This is a genomic window from Thermostichus sp. OS-CIW-26 (genome assembly GCF_054058395.1).
In genome coordinates, this window is sequence record NZ_JBSSAG010000018.1 from 21,687 (window position 1) to 37,055 (window position 15,369).

At 51.1% G+C, this 15,369-nt stretch carries 11 protein-coding genes; 6 read left to right on the top strand and 5 right to left on the bottom strand.

Features of this window, described 5'->3' with window-relative positions; genetic code table 11:
• Positions 1-189: 189 nt before the first annotated feature.
• Positions 190-462, bottom strand: a complete 273-nt coding sequence (locus tag ACVW0C_RS08730) for a PepSY domain-containing protein (RefSeq protein WP_457384941.1) — start codon at positions 460-462, stop codon at positions 190-192.
• Positions 463-838: 376 nt separating this feature from the next.
• Between ACVW0C_RS08730 and ACVW0C_RS08735 the strand changes: the two genes are divergently transcribed.
• Positions 839-1,759, top strand: coding sequence for a branched-chain amino acid transaminase (locus ACVW0C_RS08735; protein ID WP_457384942.1), 921 nt, complete (start codon positions 839-841; stop codon positions 1,757-1,759).
• A gap of 65 nt (positions 1,760-1,824) precedes the next feature.
• Positions 1,825-2,343 carry a phosphoribosyltransferase gene (locus ACVW0C_RS08740; protein WP_414329088.1) on the top strand — a complete coding sequence of 173 codons (519 nt, stop codon included), beginning with the start codon at positions 1,825-1,827 and terminating at the stop codon, positions 2,341-2,343.
• 214 nt (positions 2,344-2,557) lie between these two features.
• On the opposite strand, the gene ACVW0C_RS08745 is transcribed toward ACVW0C_RS08740, so the two are convergent.
• Complete coding sequence (locus ACVW0C_RS08745; protein WP_457384943.1) at positions 2,558-6,349, bottom strand: FkbM family methyltransferase; 3,792 nt, start codon at positions 6,347-6,349, stop codon at positions 2,558-2,560.
• Positions 6,350-6,552: 203 nt separating this feature from the next.
• On the opposite strand from ACVW0C_RS08745, the gene ACVW0C_RS08750 reads away from it, so the two are divergent.
• Positions 6,553-7,125, top strand: coding sequence for a type IV pilin protein (locus ACVW0C_RS08750; RefSeq protein ID WP_457384944.1), 573 nt, complete (start codon positions 6,553-6,555; stop codon positions 7,123-7,125).
• Between the two features lie 659 nt (positions 7,126-7,784).
• Here the strand turns inward: ACVW0C_RS08750 and ACVW0C_RS08755 are convergent.
• The 3 genes from ACVW0C_RS08755 to ACVW0C_RS08765 form a co-directional block, all read right to left on the bottom strand.
• The gene (locus tag ACVW0C_RS08755; RefSeq protein ID WP_457384969.1) at positions 7,785-8,708 is read right to left on the bottom strand and encodes a glycosyltransferase family 2 protein; all 924 of its coding nucleotides are present in this window, start codon (positions 8,706-8,708) and stop codon (positions 7,785-7,787) included.
• Between the two features lie 60 nt (positions 8,709-8,768).
• Complete coding sequence (locus ACVW0C_RS08760) at positions 8,769-9,686, bottom strand: 2OG-Fe(II) oxygenase (RefSeq protein WP_457384945.1); 918 nt, start codon at positions 9,684-9,686, stop codon at positions 8,769-8,771.
• Positions 9,687-10,247: 561 nt separating this feature from the next.
• Positions 10,248-10,391: a hypothetical protein gene (locus ACVW0C_RS08765; RefSeq protein WP_457384946.1), complete on the bottom strand. Its 144-nt coding sequence runs from the start codon at positions 10,389-10,391 to the stop codon at positions 10,248-10,250.
• Between the two features lie 171 nt (positions 10,392-10,562).
• On the opposite strand from ACVW0C_RS08765, the gene ACVW0C_RS08770 reads away from it, so the two are divergent.
• From ACVW0C_RS08770 to ACVW0C_RS08780, 3 genes are all read left to right on the top strand, one after another.
• Complete coding sequence (locus ACVW0C_RS08770) at positions 10,563-10,835, top strand: hypothetical protein (protein ID WP_457384947.1); 273 nt, start codon at positions 10,563-10,565, stop codon at positions 10,833-10,835.
• Positions 10,836-10,877: 42 nt separating this feature from the next.
• A complete protein-coding gene (locus ACVW0C_RS08775) occupies positions 10,878-12,596 on the top strand; it encodes a glycosyltransferase family protein (protein WP_457384948.1) in 1,719 nt (572 codons plus the stop codon).
• 201 nt (positions 12,597-12,797) lie between these two features.
• Positions 12,798-14,765: an O-linked N-acetylglucosamine transferase, SPINDLY family protein gene (locus tag ACVW0C_RS08780; RefSeq protein WP_457384949.1), complete on the top strand. Its 1,968-nt coding sequence runs from the start codon at positions 12,798-12,800 to the stop codon at positions 14,763-14,765.
• The last annotated feature ends 604 nt before the right edge of the window (positions 14,766-15,369 follow it).

Genomic DNA, 15,369 nt, shown 5'->3' on the forward strand with positions numbered 1-15,369 from the left:
CGAACTGGTTTCAGCTATCCGTCAACTATCGATGACGCCCTCTCCATGCCCAAAATGCAAGGGATCCCTGACCTTTGCACAACCCAGCTTTCGCAGTTCTCAAGGTCGCTACTTTTTCATCAAGCAGTAGCAGCTACAGCCTTTTCCGGCAACGCTCACCCCCGCCTAGGCAAGGGCACCTCCTGAGTGCTAGTCGTCGATATCGACAATGTCACCGGTAGTGGCATCGATCTTGACTTCAATATCGTTGGTAAATTTCACTTCCCAAACTAGGCGCCCATGTTTAAGCTCCAACTCATCTTTTTTGATCATTTTTTTGATCACGGCATTGGGCACGGCAGATCGAGCGATCCGAATGGCTTCCTTAATGGGGATAGGCGGAGCAGAAGATTGGGCAAAAGCAGCCCTCCGGCTCCCACCCGTCGACAGCATCGGGCTAGCGGGGGACAAAATGCCAAGCAAAAGTAAGGCAGCAATCGAAAGTTTTGCAGGCTTTATTTACAGCTGCTTGAGCAACCACCTCCTTACCCTACCACCCTGAGACTCAAGAAGCCTTGCCACAAGGAGCATTGCTGCCTTCACAAGGAGTTCACCCCCTTTGCGTCATAGGGTGTAGCTGCTCGGCCCCTCTTCAGCTACGAACTGTTTGCTTCTCCAATCCAACCCTCTCGGAAACTGACTGGCTAAACAACGCTGCTGCGGGGGAGGAATACCTCTACACCTATCCCGCGTGCTGCTACTACAGGCAGGGAAGTCATGCCGACGTTGGGGCTACCGGCACTGCACGAATCGGTGATAATATTCCTACCTCTCATTCCTACCCCGGTGGGTGCCGACCATGCCAGATTTTCTGCCCTACGCCTACTTTCAGGGCCAGATTGTCCCTTTTGCCGAGGCGAAGATCTCCATTGCCACCCATGCTCTGCACTACGGGACAGCGGCGTTCGGCGGCCTACGCGGGATCCCTGATCCGCAAAACCCGGATCAAGTTCTGGTGTTCCGTCTGGATCGCCATTGCCGACGACTGAGTCAAAGCGCCCGCCTGCTCTGTTTTGATCTCCCCGCTGAACGGATTGAGCAGGTGATTGTGGAGCTGATCCAGAAAAATCGGCCCTCCACTTCTTTCTACATCCGCCCCTTGGTGTACACCTCCGACCTAGGCATCTCGCCGCGGCTGCACAACATTGAGAAAGACTTTTTCGTGTACGGCTTGGAACTGGGGGACTACCTCTCGCCAGAGGGAGTCAGTTGCCGCATCAGCTCTTGGGCCCGGCAAGAGGATCGCAGCCTACCATTGCGGGGCAAGATCACCGGCGCCTACATCACTTCCTCTTTGGCCAAAACCGAGGCGGCGCAGGCTGGCTATGACGAGGCCATTTTGATGAACTCCCAGGGCAAAGTGAGCGAAGCCTCGGGCATGAACATCTTCATCGTGCGCAATGGCGTGCTGATTACCCCCAGCTTCGACCAAGATATCTTGGAAGGGATCACCCGCGACAGTGTCCTCACCCTGGCCCGTGATCTGGGGATCCCTACCCAAGAGCGGCCCGTTGACAAATCGGAGCTGTTCATCGCCGACGAGGCCTTTTTAACCGGCACTGCTGCCAAGATCACCCCCATTCGCCAGATCGAGCAGTACGTCCTGCCCCCCTCCCGCCCCATCACCGAGCAGTTGCGGCAGAAGCTGACGGCAATTACCGAAAATCGGGATCCCGTCTATGCCCATTGGGTGAAGGTGATCCCTCTGAAAGAAAGCTAGTCCCTAGTCGAGGGGAGAAGCGTCATTATTAAACTGAGCACTCTAGATGGGTAGAGGGGGATCCCTTGCACGAAATTTCCATCACCTGGGCCGACTACCACCGCAAAATCGAGGAGTTGGCCGTCAAAGTCTACGAAAGCGGGTGGGAATTTAACCAAATCGTCTGTATTGCCAAGGGGGGGCTGCGCATCGGCGATACCTTGGCCCGTCTTTTCGACCTGCCCCTGGCTATTCTCTCAGCCTCTTCCTACTCGGGGCCCGGTAACCGCCAGCGGGGGCAACTGACCTTCTCGCGGGATCTAGCCATGACCACCGCCAACCTGGGCAGCCACGTGTTGCTGGTGGACGATTTGGCAGACTCCGGCATGACCCTGAAACGGTCTGTCCATTGGCTCAAGCACCACTATGGCTTCTACATCGAGGAGATCCGCACCGGCGTACTGTGGTACAAGGCCGCCTCCGTCTATCAACCCGACTACTATGTGGACTATTTGCCGGATAACCCTTGGATCCACCAGCCCTTTGAGCCCTACGAGCAGATGACGCCCCAGCAGCTGATGCAGTTGCTACGCTCTTCCGGTTAGTTGAATTTGCTCAAATTGGCTTGCTCGCGGCGCCTGCAGTGTCTAACGTCAGTTGGACTTCTTGGCATGAGCTGTCTACTTACGATTGCCCACCCCCACTGCAAGCTCTGTTCCCCAGAAAAGTTGAATGACTTGCTCGTACAACAGAAACCACCCAGCCCTGGAAAGCTCCTTGCTCAACACAAGCAAAAGAGCAAAATTCGGATCCAACTTTCTAAACCGATATCATGTCTGCAACTTTTTCCAGATCTGAAGGATGAATCGCAATAATGTTTAGAGCAGAAACTGGGTATTGCTGAGGTCTGACCCTAGTTAGCTTATTCAGGAAACGATTGTACGTATAAAACTCATAGCCTAAAGGCTCCAGTATTTTAGCTGTAGCAGTTCCGGTAACCTTGGAGACATGTCTGTTCTCGAAAATAATGATAGGGTGGCCGGCGGCAAGTAATTCTAGCCCACCGGAGACAACCTGCTCTTCTGCACCTTCTGCATCAATCTTGATGAGATCAATCTGGGGTTCACCTCTCGAGCGCCAGACAGAGTTCAGAGTAATGAGATTTACAACCTTTCCATCATTCGATACTTGTTCCGGCCTTTGCTTTGAATCGCCGATAGAGTTGAATACACTAGCTCTTTCTTCTTGTAACTGAACAGTGCCTTCATGATCCCCAGCGGCAGCTTCGATAAGGAAGACAACATCTTCTAAGGAGCTGGCACTTATTGTCTTTCGCATACACTGAAGACAAGAAGCCGTGGGCTCAATTGCGATTACACTACCTGTAGGGCCTACCCGATGTGCAGCAAGGAAAGTGTATACCCCAACATTTGCCCCTACGTCGATTACATTCATCCCTGGTCTTAAAAAGTGCTTGCAGAAGCTAATCTCATCCTCAAACCATTCTCCTTGAGCAAGTAAGACGCGGGTGACGATACTTGAAAACGAAGGTTCGAGGAATAACTTGCAATTTTCGTAGTCAAAGTAAAGATCGGGCTGCGCAGGGGAAGAAGCTGTTTTCACTTGAGGTACAACCTCCCACATTGCAATTTGCTTGACCAGACTTGCTTGTTGATGGGTTGGGTCAAGGCCAAGTATGTGGTTGACTGGTATTAGCCCTTCTATCTTTTTCTGCGAGAGAAGCTCAATCGCTACCGCCAGAGCTGCTTGGTTATCATCTGGATTTATCGAATAAGTTAGGTTCCAAAATCGCATGGCTTCTGGGCTGTATACGACCCCAATATGAGTAGCTATCCATCTGGCTAAATAATAGAGGTAACTGTGTTTCGTGTAAGCATTTGGGCGGGCAGAAACTTCGCTTTCAACCCAGATGGGGAGATCTATCGCTTTGGAAGGACGTAAACCTGCCGCTTCTGTGCACAGAAATTCTAGTAGAGCGTAGGCATCTTCAAAAGCGCGAGAGCGATCGCCCAATACCAATAGGGCATGGATTCGGTTTAGCCAACACGGAACATGATAGGGATCCCTTGCCAAGCCCCTTCGCCACAAAGACAGCGCTTCTTCCCAAGCGGATTGGTGCGTTGAAACCGAAGCATCAGCACTTAGGGATCGAATGAGCTGGATCCCAGCTTGATTCCATTCATCTGGAGTTGAGTACAAGTCGTTGGGGTGAAACGTATAAGTTTCGTGGGACTTACCTTCGAGAATGTGGAAGAAAGCAGCTTCCATGCTACGAGCGTGTTCTCTTGGATCCCAAATCACCGACCAACGGCGAGAATCCTTAATTTGCCTTTTGATCCGATTAATCCACTCTGGATCATTACCCAGTTGGATCCCGCGCTGGATAAACTCTTCTACCGACCAAGTAATGCAGTCTTCAAGACCAATATTTTTGAGCAGACTGTAGCTCATGCGGCCGTAGTAATGGCGACCTACCAAGGTGAGAACTGGCACGCCCATGTAGAGAGCTTCCATAGTGTGGGTTGCGCCTGTGTAGGGAAAGGTATCTAAGACCAGATCCACCAGAGCCAGTTGGCCGCGATGCTCTTCTACAGTGCTGGTTTTGGCTAGAAATCGGACGCGATCCAAAACATCTAATTCTTTGGCTCTTTCCTGATAGCGCCTGATAACCGTGGCAATTTCCCCCGAGCCTTTGACGATCAAGATCCCCTTGGGAACAGCTTTCAGGATTTGCAGATGGGCATCAATACATTCGGGGGTACGCTTGTAAGCACTGGCCGCAGTTAGGAAAACAATATCTTGCGGGCCTATTCTCAGCTTGTTTTTGAAATTCACCTCATCTGCAGGAGTAATGTCCAGATACTCAACAGCACAGTAGCTAGGCAAGCGGATAATTTTTTCATGGTAATCGGCCTGAGCATCTCCGGGAAGAATATAGGGGTCGGCAAAGAAGTAATCAAACTCCGGCAGACCAACAGCATCTCCTCCCAGCCAACCAATCTGTATAGGGGCAGTTCGCAAAGCCGCTATAACGTTGGCATCCTGACTGGTAATGGAGTCCATGAAAACCATAATATCGATGCGATCCTCACGAGCTTTTGCAGCCACCTGGGGAGGTTTAACTTCTTCAGTAAAGAAGCGGAAGTAAAGGTTTTGATGTGAGCGAAACTTTTGATACATGTTGTCATAGCTAGCCACTTCTTCATTCTCTCGGCCTTGGTAGCAGTAGTAAGCAACATCTAACAGTTCACGAGATAAGTTTCGCAAAATGGCTTCGCTGAGAAAGCCTACTGAGTGTCGTTGGAAGCATTTGCCAAGAAAGCCGACTCGCAGTTTGCGACTGCTTGGGTTAGCTCTTTGATAGGCTTTCTGGTTCTTCTGCCAATACTCTGACCAGAGAAAATCTCGCTGGGAAGCCATTAGGCTTAGACAATCACTAAAGATCCTACCGGCAAGCTGCTGGTAATAACGAATTAGGGATCGATCATCAGTTAGGTAGCCCCAACAAACGCAAACCCGGAAGAGAACAACCTTAGCCGCAGTCAAGCTCTCAGGAAGATTTTCGTCACTTACTTCTAGAGAATTCAAGTCAATCAATGTCGATGAAAGAAGATCCATGATCTTCTGGATAGCAAAGTTTACACGTTCGGATCGGGCGGCGTAGATCAGCTTTCCTAAAGATTCTGCTAGAAGAGCTAGGCGTAGGGTAAAGTTCTCTTGCACCTGGGGGCTCTCGGCTGCTGTGAGAAGAGCTTCCCCCAAGGTGGAATAGCCATCGCTGGTAGAGTGCTCGAAAAGAGCAAAAGCTACTTTTTGGAAGAAGTCGTCGACCAGGTTCTCTATCGTCCACAAACCTTCATAGCGCCCCGCCTGCTCGGGATCTGCCGCATGAGCCAGTTGGGCTAGCAAAGCAGCAAATCCTGATTTTTGACTCCCCGGCAGATGAGCTTGTAAGGCTGTGGCCAGCTCAAAAAACAAATCCAAGTAGCCGTCATCCCAGAGTCGGGTGAGCAACTGGGTCAGGAGTGGCTCTTGGGTGATGTCCAAGGTCTCGTCGTCTTCCAGACTGGCCAGGCTCTCTAGCAAAGCCTGCCCGTAAAAGCCTACGGCCAGCTCGTCTTGAGCTTGCAAAGCCTGGAACAGCAAAATCTGAGTATTATCCCGCCGACTTGGTTCCAGCTCGAAGGCCATCTCCCGTAGCTTTAGGCAGACCTGGAGTCCCTGCTGTGGATCCTGCATGCGGCTATTTTCCAGACGGCCTGCGAGGGATAGTAATAGCTCCAAGACCTTCTCGCGGGGCAGGATCCTTGCCTTTACCAGGGGCGTGTAGGATTGGTAGGCGAGGCTTAGACGGTTGGAAATCAAAACTTGCTCCAGCGCCAAAAGGGTGATCGCTACTGGGTCAGACGGGGAAGCCCCTCCATCCAACTGCAGGGGTGGGGAAAGGTCAAAGAAGCCCCACAAAAACTCTCGCCAAGCATCTGCATCTTGCTCTGAGTACAGGGCGGCCAGCCATTCTGCAAAGGCATCGGGAGACTGCTGAAACAGTTGCTTGGCTTTTAGGATCCGGGCTTGCAGCGCAGGGTTCATGGGTCGAAGGGAGAGCACTGGTCTTAATCTGCCACGCTGAGACCGACTTGGCTAAACTACTGACTCTTTTCAGGCCCACCCCGTAAAGATCCGCAATTGTGCTCAGGGGCAGACTGTTATGAATCGCCCTCAAGCGGGGTAAGTTAGCACTGGCAGGTGAGCTGCACAGTTAACTCTCCAGTTTGTCAAAGGAGCAAGTACCCATGAGCGCAAAATCTCGTCAGTCTCTGTTGCGGGCCAAACTGGCTCAGCAAATCCTCTCTAAAGCCAAGGGCTTTACTCTGATCGAGCTGTTGGTGGTGATTGTGATCGTGGGCGTGCTGTCTGCGATCGCTATTCCGCAGTTCTTGAACCAAGTCCGTCGTTCACGCGCTGCTGAGGGTCAAACAGCCTTGACGGCTGTCTCCCGTGCTTCCGAGGCTTACCGCCTTGACACGAGTGTCTACCCTGACTGGGAAAACATCGACCCCAACCAATGCAATAGAGATGACAGGGCTATACCTGACTACTGCGGGGTAAACGGTGACAAGTTCCTGAATGACCCGTGGGAAGCAATTACCCCTATCTACAAAGAGCCTGTGTTTGCGGACACACCTGGAAGCCAGAAGGGTGTGAGGATCACAACGGAGGCTGACACTGGTAAAGGGCCTGCCTACGTCAACCTTGGCAACAACCCTATTAAGTGTGAGATTGGTCTTGGGGATCAAGCCACCGAAGTTCAGCAGAACAGTCCATACTTTGTGGGTCGCTCCTGCAACGTGTTTGACGCTGACTAGTCAATACCTTGTTGCAGATCGCTTCTGCGACCTGCTTGGCTAACTTTATATGACTTGGTCATCTATTTGGCTCCCCATACCGGGGAGCTTTTTTAGTGTTCTATGATGTCGGGAGAGATTCCCAGCTCTGTAGTTTTGACGCAAGATGATCTAGCGGTTGGCGGGCTTGAGTTATTGCCTCTCCAGACGACCTCGACCCAGGATGTGGGCGGATTAAGGGGAAACTTTAAACTGCTTTGGGAAGTTCAGGGATGGAGGTCGATCAACCAAACCTTAAACTGATCAACAGAAACGCTCTCAAATACTACAGCTATCAAGAAGCCTGGAGACGCATAAAGCCGGCATAGGCAGAGGGATTTCTTTTGGAAGTGTGACCATCGTAGAAAGTATCATTACTGACCGCTTGACTTCTCACCTAGTCAAGGTTGAGAAGTTCATTCCTAGTGCCCAAAACTACTCGTTCTAATGTACCCGGATCCACCCCCAGTTTCGCAGTCTTTGGGCAAGGATTGCTACTCGCTTCGAGTTCATTGCTGAGCAGCCCCTGTGCAGAGAGCATGATCTCTGCTAGTTGCTCGCTGGTGAGGGAAGAGATCTTTTCTTGGACTTTCTCTTGGGCCAGCATTTTTGCACTCAGGACGAGTAGATTAAGCCATAGGTCAACTGGACAGAGTGGATACAGTCGCTAGCAACTGTGAAGGATAGTGAATGCGAGTGAGGATCCCCTTCTCTGTGAGGTTTTGGTTGATTGTGAAATCGTCATAAAGTATAAACTTTTGATAAATGTCTACCAGCTCGTTTGTATTTCCTAAGCAGTAGGCATCTCTTGAGAGCAGATGAAAGGGAACTCGAATGGGATTAGATTTTGAGCGCCACCAATAGTCAGGAAAGTTTCCCAGTTGGGCGTATTTTTTGTAGTAGTTCTGAAATCCGCAGTTTAAGTAGTGCAAAATAGAAGGGGATGATGTTACTAAGGTATAATCTTCTGGAATATCAAAGCTGTGTACGCTATTGGGCAAAAGAGTGAGATGGATCCGAGCTGCTGACTTTCCATTTTGATAAGCCAAAAAGTATTGGCTCTTACCGGAGATGCTCTGAAACTCAGCATAGAATCCGGGATCCAAAATAGCAGGGTTTTTCTTAAATAAAGTGACCTCGCGGAAGTAGTCTTCGATCTCAAACGCTTCAGGAGCTGCCTCGTAGTTTAAGAAGTGAACTTGCAGTATATCGTTATCTAGTTGGTCAAACCAGTCTAAAGTAAGCGCCTCGCCGAGATAGAAGAGCTCATCCCCATCAATATGAATAATCCAATCCATACCTTGCTCAAGAGCGAGTTGTATGGCGGTTTCTACGTTAAGGATCTGACGAGCCATGACCTCATAGCCAACATGAGGGCCATATTTTGGGTAGAGAACATTCCCCAATGCTTGTTGGACTTGCAAAGCTTCATCGTTGGGAATAGCCGTTACATCGGAAAACTGAAGTGCTACCTGAACAGCGAGATCCTCCGGATCGTCAAAGAAGATATAGATATGGGCGATTCCGAGAGCAAGGTGATAGCGAATGAACGACTCCAAGCACACCCCTGGATCCCGAACGGTGGTCACAATACAGACTCTGGCCATAGTGGAGCTGCAAGCCTTTTAGGTAAATTGCTTGGATCCTAGCCAAGTATTGACGGTAAAGCGACTATCGGCAAAGGCTTGACTATGACTAAATACCGGCAGGATCTCGTGCAAACAACTGCTGAGGAAGAAGACGATGCTATTGTTGGTCGGGATCACCTCATCGTAGGCTCCATAGAGAATTGGCGGATGGGGCTTTCGTCTTTGGGTGTCGTAGATGCGCAGCTCACCTCCTCGGTAAGGCTTTGGCTCTTTGTGGAAGTAGTACACGCAGCTCACCTGACGGAAGGCTGTTTGCAGGTAGGAATTATCGATGTGGGGGACGAAATAACAACTATCATAGCTGGCAATCATCTCCATCTCAAAGATTTGAATGTCGAAGTTCTCGATGCCTAGCTCAGCGAAAATCTGGGGAGCAACAGCCGCAATTTTTTCCCGCAGCAGGGCTCCATACTCCTGAAAGTGGGCAAAGTCCAGCCGCAGGGAGCGACGAAATTTTAGTGACTCGGCCTCGGTGTTGTTTTTACTATAGCTTCTGGAAGGAACAAACTTGTCCTGGTGGGTAATTGCATGCTGGAGAATGGCTTGGTTGATCTCTTGAGGCAGGAAGTTGTCCAGCTTGATGTATTTACAGGGGTAAAACCGGGTGGGTTCTGAAGGATCCGGCTGAGCAAAGGTGAGGGATACCGGGTTAGCTGCCAGCAGTGATCCAGGGCCGATTGTTTGGATATAAGCAAGATCCTGTTCGGTTAAGACCTTGTGCTGGGGATCCCAAGTGAGGAGATGGATCCCTTGGCCTAGATTGGGCAAAACCTTCTGCAGATGAAAACTGGGATCTATCCCCATCAAATCTAGGTTGGCTTGGGCTATGGCTCCGTAGCGGCAATGGTTGACCAAGTATAGGGCTGAGTCGGCCAAGTAATCCCGCAGTAGCAAAGACTGAAGCAGACAGGTACGGTAGTCCGTGAGTTCAGTCCAGAAACAAACGCCAATCTGGGTCTCTGGGAAACATTGACCGAGATCTGCCAAAAGGGCAGGAATGGGGCCTTCTAGGAGTAGAACCCGTTCTTCTAATCCCAACTGAGAAATTTGGGTTTGGATATCTTCTGTGCTGATTGACTTTTCGGATGAGCTCTGTAGGGGATTCCGTAGAATCACTGCTAACTTTTCAGGATAGCGAAGCATTGCCTGCAAAACAGCTGCGGACTCTTCCCAGCCAATCTGGCAGAAGATTTGCTGGCTAGGAAGGCAGGCTAAAGCCCAATCTAAGAGCTGGGTGAGACTCTGAGCTTGCTCCAGTTCTAAGGCAAGATCCTGTGCGAGGTCTTGGCGCTGCATGGAGAGGGATCCCTGACGTCTGCTCTAGCTTAATGTACCCGGATCCACCCCCAGTTCTCACAACTTTTAGGCCAGGCGCTCAGCCCTTTGCTGCTCCAGTTCAGCCTTGGCAGGCATCAGTTCCCCAGCGGCAGTGGCCCACAGAATCCAGGTGGCCTCCTACCCTCCCACTTCGCTGGGTACAGCCTCAAAACCTCGCTCGGCATGGGTGGTGGAGATGAGCAAGTCCATCTGGCACGTGTGCCGCCAGCTTTCCATGGGTATGCCATTGTCGTAGGAGAGCTCGTCTTGGTTAGGGGCCATCCAGGCAGGTAAACTGGATTCGGCTCTTGCAGACAGGGATCCATGGGGTTGCTTATAACCTATGCTCGGCTTATCGTTTTCCAGGGCAACAGAGATCCCTTGTTGTTGTGTCCAATCCTAGTAGCCTGTAGGAGCTAGAAGAACCTGCCGCTCAACTTGGGGAGTCGAGAAATGCAAGACATCAAGGCCAATGCTCCGCGAATTCTCCTCAATTGGCCAACTCCGCCAGACTATATCCCGCCCCCGCAGCTTTCAGATCGGCAGGTCAGTCTTTGCCCCAAGAGGAGAGCCAAGGGCTTTGGACTAAACTTTGTCAATCTCTCTAAGGAATTGGTGGAGTGCCCAGAGGGAGACTATGACCTCTATGACTTTGTGCAGCAGTCTGAGCAAATTACAAATAAGGAGTTTGACCTAGTTATTGTTTGGACTTCCAGCTTTGACTAGAGTAATCTCCTAAATACAAGGAAGTTTAAATGCCCCACACTCTTGCTAGCTGGAGACACCCACCACTGGGAGTTTCCCATCAACCATCTCTTGGCCTACTGGGCTACTGAAGGCTTTGATTACGTCGCTACTGCCTATAACTTCCAGCATTTGCACTGGTTTGCCGCAGCAGGCGCTGAGAATCTTGCCTGGTTGCCTCTTATCTCCATGCGCACTGTTACCCACGATTGGGTGGAAGATAGAGAAAATCAAGTGGTCTTTATCGGCCAACAGGGATCCCGCCATCCCAGGCGTTGCCGGCTGGTTCAAGCCATAAAGAATGCAGATTTGCCCATCCTCATCAAAACAGCCAACCGCCAAGAGGCAGCCAAATGGTTTGCCCATTCTCTGATTTCCTTTAACTGCAGCCAAAATGGGGATCTGAACTTAAGGAACTTGGAAGTGATTTCTGCAGGGGGCTTTCTGCTCACCGACCAGCTCTCCTTCGCCTCAGGATTGGACGAACTTTTGGCGCCCGGCACCTACTGCGACACCTACAACTCCAAAGCCCAACTCCTGGAGAAAATCCGCTACTACCTAGACCATCCCCAGGAGGCCATTCAAATTGCCCGCCGCGCTTATCACACTTTCGACCAACACTGGCATCCCCGCCACCGCATTCAGAACCTGCTGGACTGGGTGTTTGGGGGAGAGCTGCCGGAGCCCTTTCGTTACTCGCCCCGCTCTAATGTGCGCTACTTTGTCAGCACGGCCAGCTCTGCCTGGATAGACACACGACTAGGAATCTACGAGCCCATTCAAGAGCTGCATCGCGTGCAGGAGCGACTGAGGGTATTTGTTGGCCGAGGCTGTCCTGGGGTGATAGCCGCGGACTTGCTGGACTTGCCGCGGCTGGAGCTGTACGTGGAAGAGGGGTTTGGGGATCCCTGTGCCCTGCTGCAGCAGAAGGGAGTGCCCGAGCGAATTCACGAGGTGAGAGGGGAGCCAGCCAGTTGGCCTAGTTTTGATGCTGTGGTGTGCACAGCTGAGGACTTGCAGCGGCTGGGGCGGCCTGTGAGGGCTAACTTTGCTTTTGTCTTGGCAGAGGACCACCAACTTCTTTTGGCCAATGCCAGTAAGTTAATGGAAGCAGTGTTGCCTGGCTTTGACTTTGGCAAACTCAGGTTTTCGGTAAAGCTCTACCCAGACACCGTTTTTTACGAGAGGACGTATCTTAACTTTCCTGTGTTTCTGTCTAGTCAGGTGCAGACGGTTATCGACATCGGAGCTGGGGTAGGCCTTGGTAGCGTTTGTTTTCGGGGTTTCTGCCCTGAGGCGGCCATTCATTGTTTTGAGGTGGATCCCTTGGCCTTGCACCTGCTGCAGCAGAATGCTCTTGGCCTGGGCAACTGCTTTGTGCATCCGGTGGGGCTAGCGGGGCAGAATAGCTGCAGAACTTGTCGGCTCTGGCCGGAGGATCCTCAAGCGAAGTGGGGAGTGGAGCAGCCGCTCCCTTTCCGGGAAGCTAGGGCAGCTCTCAAGGAGCTGGGTCTGGAGTTCATCGATGTGCTCAGGGTGGCTACAGGTGGAGAGGAGGTGGAGGTGTTGACCAGCTTGCAAGAGCAGCTCAAAGACATCAAGGTGATTTACGTGGAGTTTACTTCTGAGCAAGACCGCAAGCAGATTGACCAGATGTTGGATCCCTCTCATCTCCTCTGGCAGGGGGAGATTTCTCAAGGTAACTACGGCTGTCTCTGTTACCTGAGCAGAGCTTACGTTTAGGTAAAGTAGCTGAACAAAGTAAAAAAATGAGCCACGGAGCGGAACAAATACGACTCTCTCTCAGATCTAAGCTTCCTCTTTAGGTCTACCTGCATGTTATCTTGCCTGTAAAGTCATCTTATCCCCAACTGAACTGACTATAACTGGAAAAAACTATACTGGGCAGACAAGTCAGGAGAATTTCTAGCCATCTTGTAGTAGATGTCAGACTGGACACTTACAAACAAACTTCTAGCCGGGATCCAAGCCCAGCAAGCAGGAGATTTGCGACAAGCAGAAGCCATTTACTCCGAGATCTTGGCGGAGTTTCCTGAGCAAGCCGACGCTTTGCACCTGCTGGGAACGGTGGCCCAGACCAAGGGGGATTTGGAATGGGCAGCTGCGCTAATTGCCGAGGCTATTGAGTTAAATCCTTGCGTAGCTCTTTATCATCACAACTTAGGCGTGGTCTACGAGTCTTCGGGCCAATGGGAGAAAGCCTTATCCTGCTACCAGCAGAGCTTAAACCTCAATCCCGATGCCACTCTTTCCGCCTTTCAAGCTGGCAAGATCCTCGTTAACTTACGTCGCTGCGAAGAGGCGATCCCCCTGCTCAATTCCCTGTTGGTAAACTCGGATCGAGCAGCAGGGATCCCTTTGGAAGAGGTGCATCTGAATCTGGCTATCGCCTACCGAGATCAAGGAGAACACGCTGTTGCCTTGGATCACCTGGAGAAAGCATTGGCTTTGGATCCCCAGTTAGAACAGGCTCGTTGGTTTTATCATCTCTACTTGCCGGCAGTCTATCAGAGTGAGGAAGAGCTCAACTCCTTTCGTGCTCGCTTTGTTGAGCACCTGGATCGTCTTATTGAGGAAACTCCCCTAGAAACAGAGGAGCAACGTCGCACAGCGCTGTGGGCGTCAGGACTGGGAACCAATCACTACCTACAGTACCAAGGCTACAACGACCTGGATTTACAGAAAAAATATGCCCAGTTTGTTCAACGTATAGTCAACGCTTGCTATTCCCAGTGGAGATATCTTCCTCGCCAATCCCAGCCAGAGGATCCCCTCCGAGTTGGGTTTGCCTCAGCTTCCATGCGAGCTTGCTCTTACAGCCGCTTATCTGTGGGTTGGGTTAAGTACCTAAATGCCAATTGGATTGATGGACAGGCTAACTTTGAGCGGAAGTTTCAAGTCTTCGCCTATCACTTGGATCCCAGAACCGATTTCATGACAGACCGGTATCGTCAATATGCCGATGTGTTTCGACACATTCCCACCGGACTTGAGGATGCAGCCCGACAAATCCTGCAGGATCAGCTAGATATTTTGGTGTATTTGGAGATTGGTCTTTCACCTCTTATTCTGCAACTGGCTTCCCTGCGACTGGCACCGATACAGTGCTCCACTTGGGCTCATCCTGTAACTTCTGGACTTTCTACGATTGACTATTTCCTCTCCAGCGATTTAATGGAGCCAGAGGATGCTCAAGAACATTATAGTGAGACCCTGATTCGTTTACCTCATTTGGGCACTTGCTTCGAAAAGCCGGTTTTGCCTCAGCAAAAGCGCTATCGAGAGGATTTCGGCCTGCGCAGAAACGCAGTGGTTTACCTAGCTTGTCAATACTTGGGTAAATATCTGCCCCAATATGACTATCTTTTTGCCGCTATTGCTCAGCGAGTGCCCAACGCTCAGTTTGTCTTCTTGGCTCTGCCCAATGCTGCCATTGCTCGACAATTTCAGCAACGGCTCACCCGGGCTTTTTCCCTGTACGGTCTCAATGCAGAAGACCACTGTCTGGTTCTGCCTGGATTAGACCATCAAGACTACTTGGATCTCAACCGCTGTGCCGATCTTATGTTAGATTCCTATGGCTGGTCAGGTGGGATCACCACCTTAGAGGCCGTTGCGGTCGGATTGCCTGTGATCACTTGCCCTGGAAAGCTGATGCGGGGGCGGCATACCTATGCCATTCTCAAAAGAATGGAGCTGGACAGTTTAATTGCCTCGGATCTGAAAAGCTATGAGGATTTGGCCGTAAAACTGGGATCCGATTCTGAGTTTCGCTACCACATGGCTGAGGAGGTTCGGCAGCGACGCGACCTACTCTTCGAAGATCGAGAATGTGTGGCAGCCCTGGCCCATTTCTTCCTCACCAGGAAGCCCGACGCCAGTAGTGGTTAGCCCACTGCGAAAAAGGGTTTTGCTCTGGATCCCTTCCTGAGGACAAGATGGGCTCAATGGTTCCACTACACTCTGGAAGCTCTTTTCTCGATGCCAGCAGTGAAACAGCTCCCCCAGGCCGGTGCAAGCCTAAACGTGGGAAAATCCTGTCAGTGATCTGCATTTTGCTGAGAATTGCTCAGAGCATCGTAATCTAGAGGAACATTGACATCCGGTGTCCGGAGGAGTGCTTATGCCAGGGCCAGCATCGAATGCTTCTAGAGCTCCGCAGGGATCCCTGCAGAGGGTTTTCTTGGGCCTTTTGGCCTCAGCTGCGGTTTTGGCAGGCTGTGGAGGAAGTGGAGGGAGTACAATACCGCCTCTGGTGAACGTCTGCGAACAAGCCTTCAGTCCAGGCCTTTTTGCATCGATTGGTCTGCGCCGACAGGGGGATAGGCGCAGTGGAACCTTGGGGCCAAATAGCGACTTGGAGATCTACTTCGATGAGAGGGACAATGTCATAAATGCCCGGGAAGTTCCACCTCCCCCTGGCACGTTTACCTTTTATGTCGATGGATTCCTTTACTTTCCTTCTGCAGCCAATGTTACAGGAGTTACTATCCGC

Excerpts from the sequence above, each read along its gene's own strand:
- ACVW0C_RS08750 (WP_457384944.1), top strand. The coding sequence starts at position 6,553 with ATGAGCGCAAAATCTCGTCAGTCTCTGTTGCGGGCCAAACTGGCTCAG.
- ACVW0C_RS08735 (WP_457384942.1), top strand. The coding sequence starts at position 839 with ATGCCAGATTTTCTGCCCTACGCCTACTTTCAGGGCCAGATTGTCCCT.
- ACVW0C_RS08765 (WP_457384946.1), bottom strand. The coding sequence starts at position 10,391 with ATGGCCCCTAACCAAGACGAGCTCTCCTACGACAATGGCATACCCATG.
- ACVW0C_RS08770 (WP_457384947.1), top strand. The coding sequence starts at position 10,563 with ATGCAAGACATCAAGGCCAATGCTCCGCGAATTCTCCTCAATTGGCCA.
- ACVW0C_RS08780 (WP_457384949.1), top strand. The coding sequence starts at position 12,798 with ATGTCAGACTGGACACTTACAAACAAACTTCTAGCCGGGATCCAAGCC.
- ACVW0C_RS08745 (WP_457384943.1), bottom strand. The coding sequence starts at position 6,349 with ATGAACCCTGCGCTGCAAGCCCGGATCCTAAAAGCCAAGCAACTGTTT.